The sequence below is a fragment of the Ignavibacteria bacterium genome (genome assembly GCA_016707005.1).
Classification (GTDB): domain Bacteria; phylum Bacteroidota; class Ignavibacteria; order Kapaibacteriales; family Kapaibacteriaceae; genus UBA10438.
In genome coordinates this window covers 152,284-174,205 of sequence record JADJIQ010000001.1, presented here as the reverse complement: position 1 = coordinate 174,205, position 21,922 = coordinate 152,284, and the positions used below count along the sequence as shown (strand labels likewise).

Below are 21,922 nucleotides of genomic sequence, written 5' to 3'. Positions count from 1 at the left end.
TTATGTACGGCAGACTCATAGCACCGGAGATCGAGGAGCTGATCGCGGCCCGAGATTTCAGTACCATCCGTGAGGTGGTTCTGGATTGGGAGCCTGTAGAGCTTGCAGATCTTGTTTCCGACCTTCGTGAGGAGAGTCGGGTGGTGGTGTTCCGTCTGCTGCCAAAGGACATCGCAGCCGAGACGTTCTCGTACTGTGAGTTCGATACGCAGCAGGAGTTATTGCATGATATGGCCCGCGAAGAGATGGGGGCCCTGCTCAATGACATGTCACCGGATGACCGGACGCAGCTTTTTGAAGATCTTCCGGGGAACGTTGTTTCGGAGCTCATCAACTCCCTCAACGCCGAAGAACGCAGTATTGCCCTTGCCCTTCTGAATTGGCCGGAGGACTCGGTTGGCCGCTTAATGACGCCGGACTATGTGATCATCAAGAAGCACTGGACCGTCCAACAGGCGCTGGATCACATTCGCAACTACGGCAAGGACTCGGAGACGCTGAACTATCTTTACGTAACAGAGCACGGAACACTTGTCGATGACATCCACATCCGAGAGATCCTGCTTGCACGTCCGGAATCGGTGATCGTCGACATCATGGATGAGAAAGTGGAATCTCTTCTCGCTACGGATGATCAAGAGACTGCCGTGTTGGCGTTCAAGAGGCTCGACAGGTTCGCCTTGCCTGTAGTGGATATCGACAACAAGCTCCTTGGCATCATCACGCTTGATGACGTCCTCGATATTGCAGAAGAACAAGCAACCGAAGAGATGCAGCGTTTCGGTGCTGTTGAAGCCCTCGACGATCCCTATATCGACGTGCCGATCATTGAACTCATTCGTAAGCGTGCAACGTGGCTCGTAGTTCTCTTCTTAGGGGGCTTCTTGACCGCCACTGCTATGTCGGCCTTTGAGTCCACAATCGACAGTGCCGTGATCCTCGCACTCTTCCTGCCCCTTATCATCTCCTCCGGCGGAAACTCCGGTTCCCAAGCAGCAACGCTGATCGTACGTGCTCTGGCTCTGGGCGAAGTGACCCTTGCCGATTGGTGGCAGATCATGCGTCGGGAGATCACAGCCGGCTTCTTTCTTGGGATCCTCTTGGGCGTCTTAGGTTTTGGCCGGATCATGATCGGCGAACTGATCAACGGTCATTACGACCCCAACGTCACCCCCGTTGTTGCCACCGTGATCCTCATCTCCCTCATCGGCATCGTCATGGCCGGTACCATAGCCGGTTCGATGTTGCCACTGCTCATGAAGAAACTCGGCTTCGACCCCGCCGCCTCCAGTGCACCGTTCGTTGCCACCTTCAGTGACGTTACCGGCATCGTGATCTACTTCACGATCGCCACATTGTTACTGCGCGGAATACTGCTATAAGCAGAAGGGTGCATATGCGGACAGTTTCATTGTTGATGGCACTCGCCCTGAGTTGCATTGTCGTCAGAGCGGGTGATGATTGCAACTTCAGGTACCTTGGATCCGCGGGCGATACAGTTTTTATTGGATTTGATCGATACCCGCGCGATCCGAACTATACGAATGTCGGAATTAGACGAATTGATGTCATTGTTAAGGATAGTACTGATAGCGTTGGGAATCGTTACTGGTGGCGTGAAGGGAACGACATAGACGGGTACATTGTTCAGAGTGTAGATGGCTTAGTATGTAAGTATCGAAGCGGTGTGAAGCAATTCGAGTTGATATCCTTGTGTGATACGATTTGATCTTCCCCCCGTTTAGTTGACAGTTAGTACGATCTCCATTGCTAATATTACAGTGGAGGTTCGACATGGAAAAGGGAAAACGGGGATACCGTTATGACGAGGCGTTCAAACGAGAAGCAATCGCCCTGGTCATCGAGAAACACATCCCGCTATCGAATGCAGCCAAGCAACTCGGAGTTGCCGAAGAGACGCTGCGACAGTGGATCGCCAAGTCTGGTTTGAAGCAACACGCTGACGAACAGAAGTCGGATGCGCAGCGTATTCGCGAGCTGGAGCGTGATCTCAAGCAGGCCAGGATGGAGCGCGACATCCTAAAGGAGGCAGTCGGTATCTTCGTTCCACGCCCGAAATGAGATACCGCTTCATGGACACCCATCGGGCGCAATGGCCATTGGCAGCAATGTCGCGTGCATTGGAAGTCAGTCGCCAGGGCTATCACGCTTGGAAACGACGTGAACCTTCACGCAGAACAATACGTCATGCAACGGTACGCCTGCGACTCAAGCGGATCTTCGAGCAGACAAACGGCTCGTACGGCAGCCCGCGCATGACACGTGTGCTGCGTAATGAAGGCGAGATCATTACGCACAAGACCGTCGAGCGGTTGATGCGCGCAGAGGGCTTGCATGCAAGCCGCAAGCGGCGATACCGTCCGACGACCGATTCAACGCGTACTCTCGGTCCGGCACCGAATCTGCTGCAACGAGCATTCAACGTTCCGGTGATTGATCGTGTATGGGTCAGTGACTTCACCGAGTTGCCGTGTCGTAACGGTAAAGCTTATGCAGTGGCAATTATGGACTTGTGCTCGCGACGTATTCTCGGCATCACCGTCTCGCACAACATGCAAACGAGAACGCTCATTCATACGCTGAATCAAGCGTGTCATGTTCGGCGTTCACGGCCAACAGAACCGATCGTGTTTCATTCGGACCAAGGGAGTCAGTACAACGCAGATACATTCAGAACAGAACTGGCAAAGCGCAACTTTCAACAGAGCATGAGTGGTAGAGGCAACTGCTACGACAACGCGCCGATGGAGTCCTTCTGGGCTCGTATGAAGACAGAGCTAAAGCACGAAATGCTGTTTGATGACCTGCGCCATGCGCGTGGATGCGTCTATCGATGGACGCATCTCTTCTACAATCGCCAGCGGCTACATTCCGGCATCAATCATTTGACGCCAGTACAATTCGAAGAAGAGCTAATTTCACAACAACGAGATCAACCTACCTGTCTATGAAAGCGGGGGAAGATCAATTGGACAAACACGAAGAATTGGGGTTTATGAGTTAGAGTATCTGGGTGAGCAAGTGATCTATCTGATGAAGAAACCCACGCTCGCTAGAACCTACTTTAGATGGTTCCGAAACTCTTTAGACTCTCTGATCCCACAGTCTTTTGATTACTACGTGGAGTATCTAGGGAAGGTTCTTACTGTGAATGCGGACCACGGGTCTGAATCTGAGAGGGCAGTTGGGGCGGTGCTCTCTGGAGTTCGGTATGGTGGGAATCCCACGTCGGTGATCGATGGGCCATCCACGAGAAAACCTACTTGGGATGTATCGTATGGTCAGCTTCACCTTCGATGCCAACCGATGGAAGAACTCGAAGTTTTGGTAACCGATCTGACAGGCCGAGTTGCTTTCGACCGGATGATGCAAGGCAATGGTGTGGTTGATGTTTCCGGCCTATCGAGTGGCGCTTACATCATTTGTGTGAAGAATCTCACAACATCCAGTGTTTCGTGTAGCTTGACATTACTGACACAAGACCTATAGGGTGCATTGCGCCAATCGAACAATAGCAGTAGGAAGAAGACATTCAATCACTTCCATAGGGTAAGCGATTGGTATGACACAATCTGTCGGATTCTTGAGTTGATGATTGAAATCACGTCGTTAACCGACGGATTGGTTCCAAGTCCAAAGTAGTCAGTCGTATCTACAACCTTGGAATCAACCACTTCAAAGACTCCGCATTCTGAGCCTATCCAACTAGCAGGTCTGATTGAGATATATGCTGTATCTGCGTCTCTGCAGACAGGATAGAGAAATAGGAAGACGAGATACTGTCTACCGGGCAATGGCATCTTACTCGCTATTGTGATTGCATCTCTTGGGAGGTTTTTCTCCGATCTCGCTTTATAGATAGTCTCGAAATGAACATTGAATGTCAGACAACGCCTTTCGTGTTCTGATGTCGTTGCCATGTGCTGTTGATCGCACGCAGGAAAGACCCTTCCGTAAACGGCAGAATCCACTGTTGAACTCACTACGCGTACAGTCCGGGCAATCTTGGCCCCGGTGTCGATTAGGCCTACAGTATCGTTCACAGTAACCAATGCGATGTAATCCGACGATGTCAAAGCCGCATCGAGGCTCTTGCTTGGCGAATACTGCTCGATGGCTCCTGCGATTCCAATTCGAATATCTCTGTAGTGCGAGTATGGACGATATTCAGTGGTGTTCGCGTGCCGGAGGAGAGCGAGTGGATTGTAATCCGTTAAGATCGTCAGGTATTTTAGAAATGTCTGAACGGTGTCATCCCAGTCTGGCCGAGCATCAAATATTGAATCAACCTTGGTTCGACCATATGTTCTTGAGATTGAATCTAACGCCACCAACCCGGACCTCACTTCGTTTGGCATTTCAGTATCAAGCTCGGGAACGGATACAGGCCTAGCAATCGCAAAGTAAAAAGACGGATAGTCCGGCATGCATGGAGGCTGTGCCTGTATAGACGCGGCCATCACGATGGCGACAAACATGATAACATGTATCTTCACTTTCGCCTCTACAATCTTGCTACTTCACTAAAGATAGTGAGTTGTGGAGATGTTGTATGTTACAGATGTGCGAAAGCTCATTCTACTTCACGATCGCCACATTGTTACTGCGCGGAATACTGCTCTAAGCAGAAGGGCGCATATGCGGACAGTTTCATTGTTGATGGCACTCGCCCTGAGTTGCATTGTCGTCAGAGCGGGTGATGATTGCACCTTCAGGTACCTTGGATTCGCCGGTGATACAGTTTTTATTGGCTGGGATAGGTATCCTCGAGATCCCAGTTATACGCAGGTCCCCATCACGCGCATTGACGTTGTTGTAAAAGACAGTGTTGATAGCGCTGGGAATCGGTATTGGTGGAAAGGAGACATAGGGAGTAATTGGTACATCGTTCAAACTGAAGACGGAGTTGTTAGTACTATTCAAGACGGCGTAAAACTGTCTGAAATCATTGGTTTGTGTGACACAATTGGTCAAGTGAGAAAGATTGGTGTGTACGAGTTGAAGTATTTAGGTGAGCAAGTGATCTATCTGATGAAGAAACCCACGCTCGCTAGAACCTACTTTAGATGGTTCCGAAACTCTTTAGACTCTCTGATCCCACAGTCTTTTGATTACTACGTGGAGTATCTAGGGAAGGTTCTTACTGTGAATGCGGACCACGGGTCTGAATCTGAGAGGGCAGTTGGGGCGGTGCTCTCTGGAGTTCGGTATGGTGGGAATCCCACGTCGGTGATCGATGGACCATCCACTACTAAGCCTACTTGGGATGTATCGTATGGTCAGATTCGCCTTCGATGCCAACCGATGGAAGAACTCGAAGTTTTGGTAACCGATCTGACAGGCCGAGTTGCTTTCGACCGGATGGTGCAAGGCAATGGTGTGGTTGATGTTTCCGGCCTATCGAGTGGCGCCTACATCATTTGTGTGAAGAATCTCACAACATCAAGTGTTTCGTGTAGCTTGACATTGCTGACACAAGACCTTTAGGGTGCGTTACTCCATTGGGACAATTTGCAAAATGAAGAAAACGACTGTTATCCAGGTGTTGATTCTAACGTCAGTTTTGCTTGGCTGTGCTTACCCAGTTCTCTCACAGCATCAGTCTGCACCCCCACCCTGCCTTCCAGGATTTGGAGGTCCACATTATCGATTCCAACGGCCCAAGACTCTCCCTATCGAACCTGATAGCCCGATCGAGTTGAAACGAGGATATGCGGTTCTTGATTCTGTTACCCATTCAGTTGGTATTGGGACTCTGCATAACTGGATAAAAACGAGGAGCATGGACGACACGGTTGAGGCTCTCCGAAACCACTGGTATCGAATGGTCGATCACGACCCTGTTGATTTCGTGCGATATGTTGCCAAACGTGATACGACGTTCTTCATGAGTCCATTGCATGCCTTCGCGTACTTCGAAGATAGGTTGCGTGTCATTTCCCCATACCCAATTGAAGATCTTCTACTTTGTAGTTCAGCATGGGTCGTCAAGGGCATTGTCGCAGATAGTGTAGCCGGCTTCGACAGCTTGGGGGCAATTGCCGCTGATTTTACAGCGTTGTTCGTCAACGTCATCGACACGATCAAGGGGCAAGTAATTCCTAAGGATGGCCTTGTACTTGACGTGAGAGACCTCATGCTGGATGAACTCCTCCGACGAGGAGCGGACTCCCTCGATGCTTGCCTACCGAGCATAGGTGACACCTGTTACTTTTTTGTCCACCCGGTAATGCTGTGTGGGACACAATCAGACATTTATTACAGCTTAGTCCCATCCAATCTCGGCAAACGTCTCAAGTCACCTGGATACTACATCGTAAGAAACGGCCGTATTCGATGCAGTGCCCTCGAGTTCGTTGGTCAGACTACCGCCTCTGAGGCCGAATTCGTTGCTGGAGTTGGAAACCATATTTGGCGCATTACGAAGTAGAATTGAGGCAGTCTATATATCACGACTTCCATGTTGACATACTACCTCCGCCACATTGTTACTGCGCGGAATACTGCTATAAGTAGGAAGATGGCGCTGAAGCCGCTGATGCCGACGAGTTGAGCGTGTTCGAGACTTGAGAGTTGTGCGCCGTTGGGAAGCCCGAGCATGTACAACGCTCCGTATCCCATCATTGCAGCAAAGGCAATGGATAACAGGGCCGGTACAACGATCAACGGTGTCCACCCCGGCCGGACAGCTGCTAAGAGTCCGGGCACGAACAGTGCAGGACCTGCCGTTAACCACAACGCAATGAGCGACAGATCGCCCGATGCTCCAACATGCTGCGGTCCCCAGATCAGCGGAACCCATTGCAAGAGACTCCACACGCCCCCTGCCACAAATACCAACGTAACACACCACTGCGCTATCCGACCCATCACCGACTCCGTACGCGCATAGGCCGCGGTACCAAACAACATCATCACAAGCCCATAGGCAAGGGGCTGATACTGCGCCACAACAGTCGGAAGAAGAAACAAACCCTGTAACGCAATGGCAGCACCAACAGCGATGGCGGTAGGACCAACAGCCCGCGTGTACGCACGCGCAAGATCAAGATTCGGACGTTCTCCACTCATGTTCTTCCCCCCTTGGTTATGACATCATGACGTTATGACGCTATGACGTTATGACATCGTGACGGAATTCGCTATTCGCTATTCGCTATTCGCTGTTCGCTGTTCGCTGTTCAGAAAACTCGGTACACAACAAACGACGCACAATACGCCATCACAAAGGTAATGGCAAACGCAAGCGCTGGCCACTTCCAAGAGCCGGTTTCGCGTTTCATGATGGCCATGGTACTCACGCATTGCAGGGCGTAGACATAGAAGGCCAGTACCGAGAGTCCAACGTTGAGCGGGAGTTGACTGTGCAACACGTCACGGAGAGGCAGATCGGATTCGCTGACGTCTGTTGCGTAGATCTGACCCATGGCGCTGACGAAGGTCTCGCGTGCTGCATACGAGCTGATCACGCCAAGGGTGAGTCGCCAATCAAAACCGAGGGGTGCAAAGATGGGTTGGATGGTGCGACCAAGATCCGCTGCATATGACTGTTCGATCTGTGCTCGCTCAGCCTCCACACGATTCATCTGCTCTGTTCCTTGCACGCGCGGAAGCTCGGTGAGGATCCACAATCCGATGCTGAAGGCGAGGATCACCGTACCCGCGGTCTTAAGGAAGTCCTTGGTGCGGTTCACCATGGTGATGCTCACACTCTTCCACGATGGAAGGCGATACGGCGGAAACTCGATGAGGAACGGCACCACACCACCTCGGAACATCGTACGCTTCAAACCAAGCGCAATGAGGAGTCCACTCAACGCACCGATCACATACAATGATGCCATCACCGCTGCCTGCATGGAGATGAAACCGAAGATCGTTGATGCCGGGATCACTGCTCCGATCAACAACGTATAGACTGGAAGACGTGCTGAACATGTCATCAAGGGTGTTGCCATGATAGTGGCCATTCGGTCGCGATAGGACGGAATGATCCGCGCCGACATGATACCCGGAATAGCACAGGCAAAAGATCCAAGCAAGGGAATGAAGGACCTCCCCTGCAGACCAAAGAGCCCCATTGCCCTATCAACAAGGAAGGCCGCTCGCGCTAGGTAGCCACACTCTTCTAAGAGTGTTACGAGCACATTGAGGATGAGGATCTGCGGAAGAAACACGAGGACGGATCCAACGCCTCCAACAAGCCCCTTCATCAAGAATGACCGGATGATCGGAGACGTCACGTTGTCGGAGATCATCGCTTGCAGCATACCAACACCAACATCGATCATGTCCATGAGCGGATTGGCCCAGGTGAAGATCGACTGGAAGAAGAATGCCATCACAAGGATGAAGGTGATGCTCCCCCACACAGGATGCAGCAACACGCGATCTAGAAACACACTGCGCGTGTCTTCTGCTCCACGGATCACAACCCGCTCGATGATCGAATGTGACCAGTCGAATCGTTGTTCAAGAGTTGCGTTGGTATCGATCACCGATAAAGGGGCTTGCCAAACACCCTGAACAAGTGCGTGTTTGAGATCTCCAATACCAAGACCCTTGGAGCCAACAACTGGATAGATGTTCACGCCAAGGAGATGATGAAGTGTGATGTCATCAAAGGCGCCACCGGCTGCCTTCACACTATCGACCATCGTAACGGCCAAGATCATCGGCAGACCAAGCTCGGCGATCTGACTGAAGAGGACGAGACACTTTTCTGGATTGCGAGCATTCATCACCAGCAGCACTGCATCCGGACGTGCGATCGAGGCATGTGTTCCACGCAATACGTCGCTCGTTAACTGCTCGTCTTCTGATGTTGCCTCCAGACCGTAAATGCCTGGGAGGTCGATAAGTTCAATACGATCCGTACCGATCGAAACGGTACCAACGAGCGGCTCAACCGTAACACCCGGGAAGTTGCCAACGCGCTGTTGCAATCCCGTGAGTTCATTGAAGAGTGTGGACTTCCCTACATTCGGTGTGCCGACCACCGCAACCGTTCGCAGTGGCTTCATGCCGCTACCGCATCGGCCTGTCGAACCTCTTCAACCATGATGACCAGTCCGTCGCTCGGACGGATCCCCAGCCTCGTTACGGCCGTGGCGATCTCCAAAGGTCCACCAAACGGAGCCTTCCGCACTACCCTGCAACGCGTGCCCGGTACCAGCCCTAACTCGCGCACCCGCCTGGCAACCGCACTATCCCCGTCTATCGAGACGATGATACAGGACGTTCCGGCCGGCAATGTCTGAATGAGTGTCATGGGGCTTATCTGGATTCAGTCCAAATATAAGAAGAAAGCCCTTGGGCTATTCCTCATGATGTCACGATTCGATCCCGTCAATGAACGAAGAGGTTAGCCCCCTTCATTACATCCAGTATCCATTTGGATACAATCGAATGAATGTCTATGTTACCGAGCAATTCGAATCGTGGCTTGCTGGACTGTCTGATGAAAGGCTCAAAGGACGTATCCTTTCACGACTCCGACTTATAGGTCTCGGCAGCTTTGGTGACTGTAAACCAGTCTCTCATGGATTGCATGAGGTCCGCATCCATATTTCGGGCGGCGTCCGGCTCTACTTTTATAACTCTGTCGATCAGTCGATCGTGGTTGTTCTGGCAGGACGAAAAGCGACACAAAGAGCAGACATCAAACGAGCAATGGAAATCTTGAATTCTTTGAAAGAACGGTAAATGGGAACCATCCGCGAATTTGATGCAGCGAAGTTTCTGACAACACCGGAATCGATCTCTGAGTACCTGTCAGCAGCCCTCGAAGCCAACAACCCCGAGCTCTTTCTCCTCGCTCTAGGTGATGTTGCGCGTTCCAGCGGTATCAAGAGCATCGCAGAAACATCGGGCCTTGGCCGAGAGAGTCTGTACAAATCCGTATCTCCGGGAAGAAAGCCGAGATTTGAAACTGTTATGCGAATTCTCGGTAGCCTCGGCGTCCAGCTAACAACAAAGGCAACGTAGATAGGTCAATTCCATGCTTAGATCATTGTATGTAGACCTCAACTCCTACTTCGCTTCTGTAGAGCAGCAGGCGGACCCATCGTTGCGTGGAAGACCGATCGCTGTTGTTCCGATGATTGCCGATACAACGTGTGCGATCGCAGCATCGTACGAAGCAAAACGATTTGGTGTGAAGACCGGGACTATTGTAGCCGATGCAAAGACGATGTGTCCGGATCTGGTCTTGGTAGAAGCTCATCACGGCATATACGTTGAATATCATCATCGTATCGTAGAAGCTGTAGAGCAGGTGATCCATGTGAAGAGTGTGAACTCTATCGATGAAATGGTCTGCGATCTCACGGGCTCGGCACGCAACCGAGAGAAGGCCGTTGCGATAGCCCATGACGTTAAGAGGTCCATCAAGGAACATGTTGGAAGCGAGATGTTGTGCAGCGTTGGCATCGCTCCAAACGACTATCTCGCAAAGACAGCAACGGACATGCAGAAGCCGGACGGTCTTGTTGTGATCGAACAAGAGGATCTGCCGAACGTGCTCTATTCAATGGAGCTTCAAGACCTGTGCGGTGTTGGACGGAAGATGTATCAACGTCTATGGAAGCACGGGATCTATACCGTGGAGATGTTGTGCACCGCTTCAAAACAACAACTGCATGATGTATGGGGCGGTATTGAAGGTGACAGACTCTATGCCCGACTCCGTGGTGAAGATGTTCCGCACGTGGAGACGCATAAGTCCACCGTTGGACACTCCCACGTCCTCGAACCATCATTGCGCACGCACTCCGGCGTGATCGGCGTGGTTCACCGTCTTCTCCAAAAAGCTGCCACCCGACTCCGCCAGTATGGACTCGTTACCGCCGAGGTCACCGTCAGCATTCGTTTTGTAGGGGGCGAGCGCTGGAAATGTGAGTGTGATATCACTCCAACACAGGACGTTGTCCAACTCACGTCCGTCATGAGTACCATGCTCTCCCAACTCCCCACCGAAGGCATCCCCTTCAAAGCCAGCATTGCCCTGAATAAGGTCTCCCCTGCCGACAGCACCCCACAACCCCTTTTTGACAACATCGGTCCCGCCCGCCAATCCCTCAACGCATCGATCGATTCCATCAACAAGAAATACGGCAAGAACACTCTCTACCTCGGGCCGGCATGGAATGCCCTACAAAGCGCTCCGATGCGGATAGCGTTTACGCATATCCCGGATACAAACAGCGAACAGTGAACACAGAACAGCGAACACAGAACACCATTCGTTGAATACTGTTCTGTGTTCGCTGTTCACTGTTCTGCGTTCGCTGTTCGCTGTTCGCTGTTCGCTGTTCACAGTTCGCTATTCAAAACGTGTTTGATGATGATTCGTCCTATCCATCGCATTATGCGGGTGCCCCTTTACATAGGGTTGGATGAAGCGATAGTCTTCATCATTAAAGATGAGGAGCATTGGAGCGTTATCGATGGCGATCTGTTCTGCTTCGCGATACAGTCGCATGCGCTTAGGACGGTCAGTGGTTGAGAGTGCCTGTTCGAAGAGTTCATCGAAGCGGGCATTCTGGAAGCGTGTGGAGTTGATCGGCGATGGTCTGCCTGGTGGTGGAACGATCTTCCCGTGGTAGAGATTCAAGAAGGTCTCTGGGTCCGGGTAGTCGGCGATCCAACCGAGGCGATAGAAGGGGGCTTGCCCATTGTCGATGGATTCGAGGTGTTGTGCGAACTCCACTTGAAGGAGTTTGACGGTCACGTTGAGGTGCTCCTTCATCATGCCTTGAATGGCTTCGGCAACCGAAACGTTGCGTCCGCCGCCGGCGTTGAGCTGCAGCGTTACTTCCGGGAAGCCTCGTCCTTGCGGGTAGCCTGCTTCTGCCAAGAGTGCCTGCGCCTTTGCGGGGTCGAAGGAGTAACCGCGCACGCTGTCTGTCTCATAGCCGGGCATTGATGGAGGCACGAGGCCATGCGTGGCTGCACCTGCTGCCTGACCCTTTAAGACGTAGCGAATGATACGATTACGGTCAACAGCGTAATTGAAGGCTTGACGGATCCGTTTGTCCTTGAAGACCGGGTCTGTTGTGACCATTCCATAGAACTGTGTACCAAGTGCTGTTACATGAAGAAGCTTGTACTTGGCCCACTTCCCTTTCGGATTCTTGTTCTCGTCCACGATGTCGGCAAAGAACTCATTCGGGATCCTGTACGATTCTTCGAGATTCCCTGCAGCGAATTCGAGGAGCTGCATCTTGTCGTCCTTCATAAACGAGAACCGGATGCCGTCGAGGTATGGAAGTTGATTCCCAAACTCATCTACATCCCAATAGTTTGGGTTGCGCACCAACTCGCACGTTCTGTCTGGTGTCCATGAGACAAATCTGAACGGACCCGATCCAACGGGATGCTGGAAGAAGTTCTCTCCATATTTCTCAACAGCTTCTTTCGGCACGATGCCCATCGATGTTTGAGCAACGGTGTATTCGAAGGGGGCAAAGGGTTTTTCAAGAACGATCTGGAAGGTGGTATCGTCCACCGCAACAAATCCCTCAACACCCTTCACACTTGGTTGCTGACCCGTCTGCGAAGCTACACGTGTTGCTTCGTAATAGGCAGATGCACCAACCACCTTGTCGCGGAAATACGTGTCCGACTTCGTCTTTGCACGTGTATCGCAGACCCGTGTGAACGAATACTTCACATCGTGTGCGGTAACGGTGCGCCCCTTTCCATTTGGGAAGCACGGGTCATCATGGAACCGCGAATTGTTGCGAAGGATGTACGTATACGTCCTGCCATCGTCAGAAATGAACCAGCGTTTTGCGAGAAGGGGCGTGATGTTGAGATCGTGATCAAAGCCAATGAGTTGGTCATAGATATTGATCACGATGTGTGATGACGTTACATCGTTGATTCGTGCGGGGTCGAGAGAGCTGAGTTCGCCTGTTTCGTTCTGACGGTAGATGCCGCCATAGTTGCGCCCACCCTTGGCCGGACGCAGCGTACCCTCGGGCTTTCCGGGGTCAGTGCAGGAGAGCACTACCACCGAGATCAAGATCAGTGCAAGGAGTGATTTCATGGCGTTCCTTACCGGACCGGTGTGACGATCTCGATCTGAACTGTACGTGAGTAGGAACGACCTTCAGGATTGTCGTTGTTGAAGATGAGACGGTCTGAACCAACCGGCTCAAGCGTCACACGGTCATCCGGGAGACCAAGCACACGCTGTGCTTCAGCGCAACGCTTGCGTGCGAGTTCGCGGTTGTAGTCCGGATTGCCCTGACGGTCAGCAAAGCCCATGATCTTCACCTTGGAATCCGGCTGGATACGCTGCTTCACGCGCTGCATGATGCGCTGATTCGACGAGTTGAGCTGGGCGCTGTTGAAGTCGAACACGATGAGCGAATAACGTTCTACCATCTTGCCTTCTTCTTGACGTGCCTTCATCGTCTGAAGCGTGATGTAATCAACGCTGAGCGTATCGGATGATTCAGCGGCCAGACCATTGGCATCACGGACCGAGAAGGTAGACACGATCGGGCCTTCCTTACGCGGTTTGGTATCAGAACGCAGAGCATTCCAATCCACATCGCGAGGAGCCCCTTCTCCTTGTGAACGATAGAGTTCGCGATCGCCTTGTGACATCCGTACCGACCAGTCCTTCACACCTTCTGCGTCGGTCACGTCGGGATGGAGGACGATGTCGCTTGGTGCGATGATGAGGTCCTTATCGCGGAACTCAACAGGCTCAAGGATCTGCGGATCATTGCTGGAGATCTCAACACGTTGGTTCTCACTTCTGCCATCTGGAGTTGCAGGATTTGCTGGTTCTTGAGGTAACAACGACCCCTTCACAGCAATACGATCGGATTCGATGCCCCATGTTGACGTGAGGTATGACCGTACGGACTCTGCACGGGCGCGGGAGAGTTCGCGGTTGTTCTGCTCCGGACCAACATTGCTTACGTGACCCTCGAGCGTGATCTTCGAAGCTGGATTCTGCTTCATCCGATAGCCGATCACGTTCAAGAGATTGCGGTAGACGTCGATCTGGTCGCGTGAGAGATCCGTGGTGCGGAAGTCACCTGTCTCACCCGATTCAAGTCTGATCTGTTGCGTCATCGGAAGTTCTGAACCTGACTCAGGGAAGAAGACCTGAGGAAGCAACGGATAACTCTCGATCACATCGAGTTCTTCAACGCGAAGTGCATCAAGGGGGCCTGTGGTTCCATCTGCTCGTCGAGCGATGATCGAGGAACGAAGTCCGGGATTGAACGGACGTGGTATCTCTTGGAGATAGCTCTCCTTGATCGTTGTTCTGCGATACTCTACGTCGCCTTCACGGCGGGACGACACGTCCTCCCTGCTGTCTTGCAATGTTACACGCGGTTCCCGGAGTCCGGTCTTCTCTACGATCACCGTGTCTCGCACGTAGACCGTGTCATTGTTGATCTCTGCCGCGATCGGCGTATACATACCGAATCGCACATTCACGCCGATCTGGAATGATTGAACCTTCCAATCAACATCAGAGACCTGCGTGATCGGAAGGAAGTACCGTACTTCAGGGACGATGGAGATGTTCGAACGTGTTTGAAGTTCATACCCGATACCTACCACAGCATGAAGCTGTAACGAATTCGCATTGGGAATATCTGCCGCAGCCGCGTTACGCACCGTAGTGCCATCAAGGAAGGTATATCCTTCCGGTGCAAGTAGTGTCTCTTTTTGATCGAACGTTGCCGACATCATATACCCGCCCCGCACGCCGGCCGTAAGCCAGAGTAGGTCAAAGAGATGGAGCCCGATGGTTGGCTCAAGGATGATCATTGGAAGATTCGCATCGAGCGCATGTTCAACAGTCACCGGCTGACGTTCTTCGATCGGCACTGGACCATCTGATAGTACCGGTTCATTCCCGATCTGCTCCGTGCTATGGAGCAAGCCCGACATGGAGCTATAGCCGAGGCGCACTTGAAATCGGAGAACATCTGAAAGCGGAAGTTCGAATGAAGCGCCAAATGCCGGACCGATAGATGTGCTGTTGCTATACGATGCACAACATGACGGGAAACCAGGCAATGCACCGAAGTTGGGTGCATGAATGTTGTAATTCAATGCCAGATATCCGCCAACGAGGTACTGTAACGTCTCGGTCTGTCCCGTTTCTTCATTCAACCTGCGGATCTGAGCAGATGCAGTGATCGAAAAAAGGAGAACAGCAACGAGGAGGGAAGAAAAGCGACGAAGGGGCATGTTCTGCATGATCAATGGAGAATAGACAGCGGCAACACACGACGTCTCGTCGGCGTTTGAAGAATGATCTGATACGTCCCCGACGCAAGCGCCCGAACGTCTACGGCAAACGAACGAGGTGTAGCATCTGCCCCACGTACGAACGCATATGTGGCAACAACGTCACCGGTGAGAGTCACAATGTCGATCTGATGTTGACCGCGTTCATACGTATCGGCAACGATCTCGAGCGATTCGGTTGCAGGGTTTGGACGAGCAACGATGGCCAAGGAGCCCGACTTGGTAATGAGTCGAGGACCACCTTCTTCGCAGATATCAAGAGCCAACAGACCATTCTCTGGTCGCACGGACGGCGTTACGTTCGCTGCGGTGATCACAGCGTTTGAGATCTCAAGATCAGTGGTGACAACAGCACCAAGCGTCATGTCGCCGAGGATCTCGCCGATCACCGATTCTGTTGTTCCCGCCGTGAATGACGGGATCTCAAGATCGAGTTCTGTGAAGCCCCCTATCACTTCATTCCGAAGGATGGATCCGGTATTGAGTGTTCGTGCGGCATAGACCGACGAAGCATAACGTACCGTCATCGTGAGCTTACCGTTTGTGATGCTACCGCCACCACTGACGATAGTAGCATAGATCGGAATACGGTAATCCTCAAATGCCGGGCCTACTGTGTCCTTCGGGAGTCTCACCAAGAGCTCAACATTGAGTCGACCTGTTCCGCTCACGGCGATCACGCGTGTGTCTGTGCATGGCTGATCGAAGTTGACGAGGATGGAGTCGAGATACAGTTGTTGTGTGGTTGGTGTAAACGTTACGGTGATCTCTATCGACCCGCCCGGAGCGATGGTGGTAGGCGCGGCCGGTACAGAGGTTACGGTGTAGACGGTTCCGGAAGTGCCACGCATTGCAATGTTTGTGATACGTACCGGTTGAGGTGACGTATTGACGAGGACGAGTTGTTGCGACGTAGCAACGGTGAGGTTCACGGCACCGAATGAAATGCTTCCCGGTGATGCCGGAAGCATTGTACGACGCTCACCCTTGAGTTCAGTAACGATGGAGATCGGAACACCGCCTACACGAATACGAAGCGTAACGTAGGCGGTCTTTATCCCATCGGTCATGGCACGCGGATCGAAGAGAATGTAGATCGTGCGCGACTCACCGGGTGCTACGGTCTGTGAGCCAACAGCGTTCGGATTCTCGATAGTAAAGGCGGCTACGTCCGGACCGGTGAGTGTTACATCGATGAAGTCTAGCGGTACTGCCTGCGTGTTGGTGTACACGATGCTGTCGCGCTTGAACTCACACTCTGCCAAGATCCCAAAGTTGAGGATTGACGGCGCACTGATCGACGGAGAAAGTCCAACAGCACGCACGAGTACGATGATCGTATCCGGACATGGCTGATCCACAAAGAACCGGATCGTGTCCTCAATGGCTCCCTCTGACGTACACGTGTAGGTGAACGTCACGTCTTGGAAGAGCGATGCGTCGACGCCGAATGCTGCAGGTGCAGCGGACGTGCGACTTGGTGCCGTTGATGAGTTTCCGGTAACGTTGATCGTCGTTGTTGAGACGTTAGTATAGCGCTGTGTTGATGACACGCTATTACCAACAAGAACCGATCCAAGATCGATAACTCTCGGTCCCTGTAATTCAGCTGAAACACGAAGTCCAGTGATCGGAACATTGATGCTTGGGACAGACGGGTCATTTGTTCTGATGGAGAAGATGGCCGACTTCAACCCATCCGGCCCTGGCGTTCCGTAGAAGCCTACCACATAGGTCACGTCTTCTCCCGGATCTAGATCGATATCGGAAAGGGGCTGACGGATGACCTTGAATGATGTAGCATCGGGGCCATTGAAGAACGGCGGATAGAGCAACGTTACAACCGTGCTTCCGGCATTTCGTACCGTGATGCTATCAACGAGGGAGTCGCACGAAGTAACAGCACCAAAATTCACCGATGATTTCGACAAAGTAAGTACCGATGCATTGGCGCTGCCGGAGAGAACAAACTCAACCGAGTCCGGACAGCTTCTCGCCGTTGAATCAGTGACGATCTTCCGCACCACGGCACTACTACCAACTGCTGTTGGTTCGTAGGCATAGGTTAAGAGCATCGACGCACCTGGTGCGATCAGTGCAGGCGGCGGTGGCAGTGCTGAGACAAGTCTGAACGGAGCAGGAACGGGAGGAAGAGAAGGGATACTCAGATCACTTGTCCCGGTGTTACGGATCTCCAATGTCAGCTGAGGCGTATCACCAACACGAACTGTCCCGAACTGCCCCGTGCCAATCACAGTGATCGAAGACTCAACACCTTCATGTCTGATCCACAATGTATCTGGAGATGCGCATTCCTTGAGTTGTACCAATACCGGGATCACATTCACACCAAGTCTGCGTGCAAGGAAGGTGATGTTCACCGTTGAGAAGCCAAGTGGTCCGGGAACAACGAATGGAGTGTTTCCATTAGCACCGAGAATGGCCGGACTCGTTGATGTAAAACCAACGATCGTTACCGTTGAAGACCCAAGATTGCGGATCGTGATAGGATCGGTGAACGGACGGCCAACACACAACCTGCCGATGTCGATCGTATCTGCCTGGATCCCGCGCCATGTATAGGTGAAGTCATACGGACGCACATCCACACGGATGGCGATATCGAATGGGTCGGCTCCTGCAGACGTGTCTGAATTCTCAAGTCGGAGAGTTGTGTTGATGATCCCATTCTGTCCGGCCACCGGTGAGAACTCCACTACATAGGCCGTTGAATCAAACGGATAGATCGTATCCGGGAACACTGTTGGTTCAGCGAGGGTGAAGCCCGGTGGTGTTAGGAACGTAGCGGAAGAGATCTCAAGGGGCGATTCACCCTTATTACTGATCCACACGGTATCACGCAGCTTCGATCCCGGACACTGGTAGAGCCCCATATCGAGATTGCGATTACCGGCGATGATGGCTGGACCATAGATGCGAATGATGTTCCATGCCGACTGAGAGAACACGATCTCGGGTTCATCTGTATATGATCCGGCTACGGGATTTGTAACGCGCTGACCCACAGCTACATAGTAGAGCGTGTCCTTGCCGGGCCATGTGATGTTCTGACGCCATGAACCGGATGTACCGGCTTGATAGGCGGAGATCACAGGGCCAAGCTGCCACGGACCGTTCTCCGGCTTGATATAGATCTGTAGATCACTTCCATTGGCGTAGCCGCTGTAGCGATGCTGACGAAGAGAGTTCGTGAGTGTGTCGGTAAGGAGTCCAACCTGCACGGGGATATCCAACGGGATACGTCCTTCGTACCTACGTCTTCCCAGTCCACCGGCAAGATGCCTGCTGTTTGGATTTGGGTTCGGATCCGTTCCGCCTGTTACCTGTGCTGAGAAGAACCCGAACGTAGCGTTATCAAGTCGGGACCCGATGATCGCTCCCCCACCGGAGCCACAACCGCCAAGGATGTCTTCGCGACTCGGAGAGCCACCTCGAGCATAGACTGTAAGGTCAGCCGTCAGATTCGCATGAATAGAAATCGCACCTCCGCCACCGCCGCCGCCACTGGCCTTGTTGGTTACGTCGGGGTTACCACCAGCCCCACCGGAACCACCAGCCAAGGGAACGATAAAGGGATTGCCGTGGATCTTGCCGCCGTGGTCGAATCCACTTTCCGATGCACCGGCTTCGCCATACCCACCCGCTCCGCCACGTCTACCCTCACGAGCCCCCGAGCCGGCGCCGTATTGTCCGGCCGTGACGCAGGTATTGCGTGCATCACAACCCTGACCGCTCTGACCAAACGGATGTCCTGTACCACCGCCGGCGTTTTCATAGGCCGTTGTGGATTCACCGCCGGGCAAACCGTTCAAGGAGGCAGAGCCCCGGGTGTTTGCATTGTTCTTTGCGAGGTCTTCACCCGACCCCGTACCGGGCTTCTGCTTTTCATTCGGGGGAAGGGGCAGACCGTTATTATTAAAACCGCCCGGTCCGCCACCGGTGTATCCATTACCACCGTTCGTTCCGCGCGTTCCGCCACCACTAAGGTTGTGATATCCGCCGGCTCCGCCACCGCCACCTGGACCAGCATCCTGACCAATGGCATCGGCATGGATCTCGGCTGTACCTGCTCCGCGTATCACACTCGGAGAGATCAGGACGAACGGGAGCAAACCTTGGTTACCGGTGGTGTTCGCATCACAATCTCGCAAAGACACGCTGTAGGACTGACCACCAATAAGGACAAGCGAGTCAACGATCATTGCCCCTCTGCGCGATCTCTTACCGAGTTGACCTTCTCCGAGAACACGCTCCGAGATGGTGGCAACACTTCCAAGCGGCCACGGTTTGACGATATAGAACGTATCGATGTTGGATGGAACGCCGTTGATGATCACACGGATCGGAATGCGGAATTCCGGACTCAGCAATTGCCAATCAGCACTGTTTGGTTGAACGAGCGGATCAACGAAGATGTGTGTGGAAATAAGACGTCCGTCCCAGCTCACCACTACCGGACCGATCTTCACCTTGGTGGTGTCTGAACTGCGTTCACATACCACGCGAATGGCATCGCCCGGATTATTGAGAGAGACACCATCAGCCCCATATCCACCATTTGCGGCATGGGGAGCGATGATCTCTACATACGTGGCCATGCGTGTTGTTCCGATATCGGGCATGATGTAGGAAATGCGCGGCTGCGCACTCATCAGTCCAATACTGAACGTTCCACAGACAAGTACAAGGAGGAAGCGGAGGAGGGGGCTCTTCATATCGTCGCAATGACCTTCAGTTCGACGGCGATCGGCGTTGGAAGGGCGCCGATCTCGATCGTTGTCCGGCAGGCATCTACGCCTGCGAAATGTTCTGCATAGAGTTTGTTGAACACAGGAAAATCGTTCTTCATGTCGGTCAAGTAAACCTGCACGTCGATGATATTCTCCCAACGTGACCCGGCATCCTCGATGATGTATCGAATGTTCCGGAACACACTCAAGGTCTGTTCAGTGATATCATGGTCAAGAATGGTGCCATCTTCAGTGAGCGTAACGCCAGGGATCACCTTTGTCCCTCGTTCACGCGGACCTACTCCGCTGAGAAACAGGAGGTTCCCTACTCTGCGAGCATGTGGGTACGCACCTACGGGTTCCGGTGCACGATCGGAATTGATGACGATCTTATCCATTCAAACCTGAAGACAAATGTTCTTGGGTTCTGTAAAGAAGCGCAGTGCTTCGGTTCCGCCTTCGCGTCCAACGCCACTGCTTTTCACGCCTCCAAAGGGCGTACGGAGATCTCGGTTGAGCCAGGTATTCACCCAGACGATGCCGGATTCCAACCGATGGGCTGTGCGGTGAGCACGTCCAACATTGGTCGTCCATACTGATGCAGCCAGACCATACATGGTAGAGTTGGCCCATGTGATCACTTCATCCTCTGTATCAAAGGGCATGATGGTAGCAACCGGTCCAAAGATCTCTTCTTGGTTCACTCGGCAGGCTGCATCCAATCCCTCGATTAGTGTGGGTTCAACGAAGAAGCCCCTTGCACATCGTCCGTCAGGGATCACACGTTTACCACCAAGGATCACACGTCCACCTTCTGCTTGAGCCAGCTCGATGTATCCGAGCACCTTATGCATGTGGGCTTCGTTGACAAGTGCACCAAGCCGGGTCTCTTCCAAGAGCGGGTCACCAACAACGAACTTCTTTGTCTCCTTGATAAGTGCATCGCGGAAGGTCTCGTACACACCACGTTGCACAAAGATCCTCGATCCGCAGAGGCAGATCTCTCCTTGATTGGTGAAGGCCGCTCGAGCCACCATCCGAGCTACGTGGACAGCATCCACATCATCATAGACGATGGTAGGGTTCTTTCCGCCGAGCTCGAGCGAAAGCTTCTTGAACATCGGTGCCGCAACAGCTGCGATGGCCTTGCCTGTTACTGTGCCGCCTGTGAACGAGATCGCCTTGATATCCGGATGTGCCACGATGGCAGCTCCACATTCGGCGCCGAGACCATGGACGATGTTGAGAACACCCGGAGGAAGTCCGGCATCCGTACAGATCTGACCAAGCATGAAGGCCGTCATCGGTGTGAGTTCACTCGGCTTGGCAACCACCGTATTCCCGGCCGCGAGGGCCGGTGCGATCTTCCATGTGAAAAGGTAGAGCGGAAGATTCCAGGGAGAGATACAACCAACAACGCCAATGGGCTGTCGGGTCGTATAGTTGATCGTGTTTTCGTCGGTCTGATACGCATCCGTATGCGTGTGCAGGATCTCCGTAGCAAAGAACGCCATGTTGTCGATGGCGCGAGGGATATCCATACTGCGAGCCAGGGAAAGGGGCTTTCCTTGGTCCGTTGACTCCGCAAGCGCCAGATCATCGAGATGGAGTTTGATCCGTCTCGACACCTCCAAGAGGATCTCGGACCTCGCCTTGGACGTCATCCGTGACCAAAAAGGGAATGCTTCCCGGGCAGCATTGACCGCCGCGTCGATATCGATCTGGGTGCTCCGTGCCACGAGCGAATACACTTCGCCCGTAGACGGGTTCACATTCTCGATCCACACGTCGCCGACAGGATCGCAGTAGTGCCCGTTGATGTAGTTTCTGATATGCAACATGATGTGATCCCTAGACTTGCG

General features: G+C 52.8%; 18 protein-coding genes. 9 read left to right on the top strand and 9 right to left on the bottom strand.

Going from position 1 to position 21,922, the window contains the following annotated elements; translation table 11 throughout:
- Nucleotides 1–2: 2 nt before the first annotated feature.
- The 4 genes from mgtE (at nt 3) to IPI29_00820 (ending at nt 3,510) form a co-directional block, all read left to right on the top strand.
- Complete coding sequence (gene mgtE, locus IPI29_00835; GenBank protein MBK7411086.1) at nt 3–1,382, top strand: magnesium transporter; 1,380 nt, start codon at nt 3–5, stop codon at nt 1,380–1,382.
- Nucleotides 1,383–1,794: 412 nt separating this feature from the next.
- Complete coding sequence (locus tag IPI29_00830; GenBank protein MBK7411085.1) at nt 1,795–2,082, top strand: transposase; 288 nt, start codon at nt 1,795–1,797, stop codon at nt 2,080–2,082.
- The gene (locus IPI29_00825; GenBank protein ID MBK7411084.1) at nt 2,079–2,972 is read left to right on the top strand and encodes an IS3 family transposase; all 894 of its coding nucleotides are present in this window, start codon (nt 2,079–2,081) and stop codon (nt 2,970–2,972) included. Before IPI29_00830 ends, IPI29_00825 begins: the two co-directional genes overlap by 4 nt.
- An 82-nt stretch (nt 2,973–3,054) precedes the next feature.
- On the top strand, nt 3,055–3,510 hold the full coding sequence (locus IPI29_00820; protein MBK7411083.1) for a T9SS type A sorting domain-containing protein: 456 nt from the start codon (nt 3,055–3,057) through the stop codon (nt 3,508–3,510).
- A gap of 47 nt (nt 3,511–3,557) precedes the next feature.
- Here the strand turns inward: IPI29_00820 and IPI29_00815 are convergent, their stop codons facing one another.
- Nucleotides 3,558–4,517 (bottom strand): hypothetical protein, encoded by a 960-nt coding sequence (locus IPI29_00815; GenBank protein MBK7411082.1) that lies wholly within the window; start codon nt 4,515–4,517, stop codon nt 3,558–3,560.
- A gap of 535 nt (nt 4,518–5,052) precedes the next feature.
- On the opposite strand from IPI29_00815, the gene IPI29_00810 reads away from it, so the two are divergent.
- Together IPI29_00810 and IPI29_00805 are read left to right on the top strand one after the other, a co-directional pair.
- Nucleotides 5,053–5,508 (top strand): hypothetical protein, encoded by a 456-nt coding sequence (locus tag IPI29_00810; GenBank protein ID MBK7411081.1) that lies wholly within the window; start codon nt 5,053–5,055, stop codon nt 5,506–5,508.
- Between the two features lie 295 nt (nt 5,509–5,803).
- A complete protein-coding gene (locus IPI29_00805) occupies nt 5,804–6,451 on the top strand; it encodes a hypothetical protein (protein MBK7411080.1) in 648 nt (215 codons plus the stop codon).
- A gap of 41 nt (nt 6,452–6,492) precedes the next feature.
- Here the strand turns inward: IPI29_00805 and IPI29_00800 are convergent, their stop codons facing one another.
- The 3 genes from IPI29_00800 to IPI29_00790 form a co-directional block, all read right to left on the bottom strand.
- The gene (locus IPI29_00800; protein MBK7411079.1) at nt 6,493–7,092 is read right to left on the bottom strand and encodes a hypothetical protein; all 600 of its coding nucleotides are present in this window, start codon (nt 7,090–7,092) and stop codon (nt 6,493–6,495) included.
- Between the two features lie 110 nt (nt 7,093–7,202).
- Nucleotides 7,203–9,044 carry a ferrous iron transporter B gene (locus tag IPI29_00795; GenBank protein MBK7411078.1) on the bottom strand — a complete coding sequence of 614 codons (1,842 nt, stop codon included), beginning with the start codon at nt 9,042–9,044 and terminating at the stop codon, nt 7,203–7,205.
- Nucleotides 9,041–9,292 (bottom strand): ferrous iron transport protein A, encoded by a 252-nt coding sequence (locus IPI29_00790; protein MBK7411077.1) that lies wholly within the window; start codon nt 9,290–9,292, stop codon nt 9,041–9,043. The genes IPI29_00795 and IPI29_00790 overlap by 4 nt, the downstream gene beginning before the upstream one ends.
- Nucleotides 9,293–9,372: 80 nt before the next feature.
- On the opposite strand from IPI29_00790, the gene IPI29_00785 reads away from it, so the two are divergent.
- The 3 genes from IPI29_00785 to IPI29_00775 are packed head-to-tail and all read left to right on the top strand — an operon-like array spanning nt 9,373 to nt 11,236.
- Complete coding sequence (locus tag IPI29_00785; protein MBK7411076.1) at nt 9,373–9,726, top strand: type II toxin-antitoxin system RelE/ParE family toxin; 354 nt, start codon at nt 9,373–9,375, stop codon at nt 9,724–9,726.
- Nucleotides 9,727–10,008: a putative addiction module antidote protein gene (locus IPI29_00780; GenBank protein MBK7411075.1), complete on the top strand. Its 282-nt coding sequence runs from the start codon at nt 9,727–9,729 to the stop codon at nt 10,006–10,008.
- Between the two features lie 13 nt (nt 10,009–10,021).
- Complete coding sequence (locus IPI29_00775) at nt 10,022–11,236, top strand: DNA polymerase (protein MBK7411074.1); 1,215 nt, start codon at nt 10,022–10,024, stop codon at nt 11,234–11,236.
- Between the two features lie 108 nt (nt 11,237–11,344).
- Here the strand turns inward: IPI29_00775 and IPI29_00770 are convergent, their stop codons facing one another.
- The 5 genes from IPI29_00770 to IPI29_00750 are packed head-to-tail and all read right to left on the bottom strand — an operon-like array spanning nt 11,345 to nt 21,901.
- Nucleotides 11,345–13,072 carry an ABC transporter substrate-binding protein gene (locus IPI29_00770; protein MBK7411073.1) on the bottom strand — a complete coding sequence of 576 codons (1,728 nt, stop codon included), beginning with the start codon at nt 13,070–13,072 and terminating at the stop codon, nt 11,345–11,347.
- Nucleotides 13,073–13,080: 8 nt separating this feature from the next.
- Complete coding sequence (locus IPI29_00765; GenBank protein ID MBK7411072.1) at nt 13,081–15,258, bottom strand: OmpA family protein; 2,178 nt, start codon at nt 15,256–15,258, stop codon at nt 13,081–13,083.
- Between the two features lie 2 nt (nt 15,259–15,260).
- Nucleotides 15,261–20,045, bottom strand: a complete 4,785-nt coding sequence (locus IPI29_00760; GenBank protein MBK7411071.1) for a choice-of-anchor D domain-containing protein — start codon at nt 20,043–20,045, stop codon at nt 15,261–15,263.
- Nucleotides 20,042–20,458, bottom strand: coding sequence for a RidA family protein (locus IPI29_00755; GenBank protein ID MBK7411070.1), 417 nt, complete (start codon nt 20,456–20,458; stop codon nt 20,042–20,044). The genes IPI29_00760 and IPI29_00755 overlap by 4 nt, the downstream gene beginning before the upstream one ends.
- Nucleotides 20,459–21,901, bottom strand: coding sequence for an aldehyde dehydrogenase (locus IPI29_00750; protein MBK7411069.1), 1,443 nt, complete (start codon nt 21,899–21,901; stop codon nt 20,459–20,461).
- Nucleotides 21,902–21,922: the final 21 nt, after the last annotated feature.

Excerpts from the sequence above, each read along its gene's own strand:
- IPI29_00795 (MBK7411078.1), bottom strand. The coding sequence starts at position 9,044 with ATGAAGCCACTGCGAACGGTTGCGGTGGTCGGCACACCGAATGTAGGG.
- IPI29_00760 (MBK7411071.1), bottom strand. The coding sequence starts at position 20,045 with ATGAAGAGCCCCCTCCTCCGCTTCCTCCTTGTACTTGTCTGTGGAACG.
- IPI29_00785 (MBK7411076.1), top strand. The coding sequence starts at position 9,373 with ATGAACGAAGAGGTTAGCCCCCTTCATTACATCCAGTATCCATTTGGA.
- mgtE (MBK7411086.1), top strand. The coding sequence starts at position 3 with ATGTACGGCAGACTCATAGCACCGGAGATCGAGGAGCTGATCGCGGCC.
- IPI29_00830 (MBK7411085.1), top strand. The coding sequence starts at position 1,795 with ATGGAAAAGGGAAAACGGGGATACCGTTATGACGAGGCGTTCAAACGA.
- IPI29_00755 (MBK7411070.1), bottom strand. The coding sequence starts at position 20,458 with ATGGATAAGATCGTCATCAATTCCGATCGTGCACCGGAACCCGTAGGT.
- IPI29_00825 (MBK7411084.1), top strand. The coding sequence starts at position 2,079 with ATGAGATACCGCTTCATGGACACCCATCGGGCGCAATGGCCATTGGCA.
- IPI29_00805 (MBK7411080.1), top strand. The coding sequence starts at position 5,804 with ATGGACGACACGGTTGAGGCTCTCCGAAACCACTGGTATCGAATGGTC.
- IPI29_00765 (MBK7411072.1), bottom strand. The coding sequence starts at position 15,258 with ATGCAGAACATGCCCCTTCGTCGCTTTTCTTCCCTCCTCGTTGCTGTT.
- IPI29_00780 (MBK7411075.1), top strand. The coding sequence starts at position 9,727 with ATGGGAACCATCCGCGAATTTGATGCAGCGAAGTTTCTGACAACACCG.
- IPI29_00820 (MBK7411083.1), top strand. The coding sequence starts at position 3,055 with ATGAAGAAACCCACGCTCGCTAGAACCTACTTTAGATGGTTCCGAAAC.
- IPI29_00810 (MBK7411081.1), top strand. The coding sequence starts at position 5,053 with ATGAAGAAACCCACGCTCGCTAGAACCTACTTTAGATGGTTCCGAAAC.
- IPI29_00750 (MBK7411069.1), bottom strand. The coding sequence starts at position 21,901 with ATGTTGCATATCAGAAACTACATCAACGGGCACTACTGCGATCCTGTC.
- IPI29_00775 (MBK7411074.1), top strand. The coding sequence starts at position 10,022 with ATGCTTAGATCATTGTATGTAGACCTCAACTCCTACTTCGCTTCTGTA.
- IPI29_00790 (MBK7411077.1), bottom strand. The coding sequence starts at position 9,292 with ATGACACTCATTCAGACATTGCCGGCCGGAACGTCCTGTATCATCGTC.
- IPI29_00770 (MBK7411073.1), bottom strand. The coding sequence starts at position 13,072 with ATGAAATCACTCCTTGCACTGATCTTGATCTCGGTGGTAGTGCTCTCC.
- IPI29_00800 (MBK7411079.1), bottom strand. The coding sequence starts at position 7,092 with ATGAGTGGAGAACGTCCGAATCTTGATCTTGCGCGTGCGTACACGCGG.